General features: G+C 75.5%; 2 protein-coding genes. Both read left to right on the forward strand.

Going from position 1 to position 1942, the window contains the following annotated elements; all coding sequences use genetic code 11:
* Positions 1 to 1279 (forward strand): N-6 DNA methylase (locus CCN42_RS32540; protein WP_158102162.1); only part of this gene is annotated, 1279 nt, incomplete at its 5' end.
* Between the two features lie 125 nt (positions 1280 to 1404).
* A partial coding sequence (locus CCN42_RS32545) for a hypothetical protein (RefSeq protein ID WP_211294838.1) occupies positions 1405 to 1942 on the forward strand: 538 nt, incomplete at its 3' end.

Raw genomic sequence — 1942 nt, forward strand, 5'->3', positions numbered from 1 at the left:
CGTCCGCGCCGCCACCGGCGACTCGCTGCGCGCGGACGCCCACCCCGAACTGCGCGCCGACGCCGTCCTGTGCCATCCGCCGTTCAACGAGCGCAACTGGGGCCACGACGAACTGGCCTACGATCCCCGCTGGGAGTACGGCTTCCCGGCCCGCACCGAATCCGAGCTGGCCTGGGTGCAGCACGCGCTGGCCCGGCTGCGGGACGGCGGCACGGCCGTACTGCTGATGCCGCCCGCCGCCGCCTCCCGCCGCTCCGGCCGCCGGATCCGCGCCGACCTGCTGCGCCGGGGCGCGCTGCGGGCCGTCGTCGCGCTGCCCGTGGGCGCGGCACCCCCGTACAACATCCCCCTCCACCTGTGGGTGCTGCGCCGCCCCGACAAGGCGCCCGCGCAGCCCGAGGTGCTGCTCGCGGACGCCGGGCAGTTCGCCACCGAGGGGCGCGGCGGACCCGACTGGCAGTCCGTGCGCGACACCGTCCTCGACGCCTGGCAGGCCTACGACCGCGCCGGCACCCTGCCGGAACGGCCGGGCCTGGCACGGTCCGTGCCGGTCATCGAACTCCTCGACGACGACGTGGACTTCGCCCCGGCCCGCCACCTCCCGCCGCCCACGGCGGCCGACGGCGCCGAACAGCTCACCGACGTGCGCGCCCGCCTCGGCCGGACCTTGCGGCTGACCGCCGACCTCACCCCGCCGCCGGTCCGTTCCGCGCCGCCCGCGCGCTGGCCGCTCACCACGGTGGGCGAACTCGCGCGCGGGGGCGCCCTGGTGCTGCGGACGGGCGGGAACGGCGGCCATGCGCGCGTGCCCGTCCTCACCGACCACGACGTGCTCGCCGGAACGGCCCCGTCCGGGAACCTGCCCGAGAGCGAGGAGGAGGCCGTGCTCACCGAGCCCGGTGACGTCGTCGTGCCGGTGCTCGGCGGCGGTGCGGTGGCGCGCGTCATCGACGACGCCACCGAAGGCGCCGCCCTGGGGCGCAACCTCGTGCTGCTGCGGCCCGACCCGGCGGCGCTCGACCCCTGGTTCCTCGCCGGCTTCCTGCGCGGCACCGCCAACAACCGCCAGGCCAGCAGCTACGCCTCCACCGCCACCCGCCTCGACGTGCGCCGTCTGCAACTGCCCCGGCTCCCGCTCGACGAACAGCGGCGCTACGGCGCGCGCTTCCGCGCACTCGACGAGTTCGAGCGGGCGCTGCGCCACGCGAGCCGCCTCGGGGACCAACTCGTGCGCGGCATGTACGACGGCCTGACGGACGGCACGGTCACCCCCGGCTGAGCGCCGCCCGACCTGCGCGGTCGCCAGAAGTGATCAGCACGGCAACGGTTCGGTACAACCCGGGACCGGTTGTCCGTGTCGGCCTATACGCTCGAAGCGACAATCGCACGACTTCAGGAGCAGTCATGCATGGCCACGGCTATGTGCAGCCGGTGAAACAGCCGCCACCGACGGCGTGGCTGGTCCTGCTGCGTGTCCTGTTCGTGGTGATCTCCATCCTCAGCCTCGGCTTCCTCACCTGGACCATGCTGCTGCGCCTGGCGCTCGTCACGCGGAAGTCGCTGGACTGGGGGCTGTTCGTGGCCGTCCTGGCCATCGACGCCCTCGCCATGGTGCTGCTGGGCACCGAACCGGGCGAGGAGATCCACACCGCGGGCGGCTGGACCGGCCTCGGGCTGCTGCTGGGCACGCTCGTGGTCGTCATCGCGTACTACCTCTCCGCGGACATCCGCCACTTCCACCAGCTCCGCTATGGCGGGTACGGCCCGCGGCCGGCGCCGGCGTACGGCTATCCGCAGCCCACCGCGCCCTACCCGGCGGGCACCGCCACCACCGTCCCGCGGACCCCGGCTGCCGCCGCGGGGGCCGGGGGCACCCGGGCGGCGGCAGCCGGGGTCCGCGGGACGGTGGTGGCGGGGACCGCCGGGGAGGGCGCGGTGGGCT

The sequence above is a fragment of the Streptomyces glaucescens genome, assembly GCF_002154375.1.
Lineage (GTDB): Bacteria > Actinomycetota > Actinomycetes > Streptomycetales > Streptomycetaceae > Streptomyces > Streptomyces glaucescens.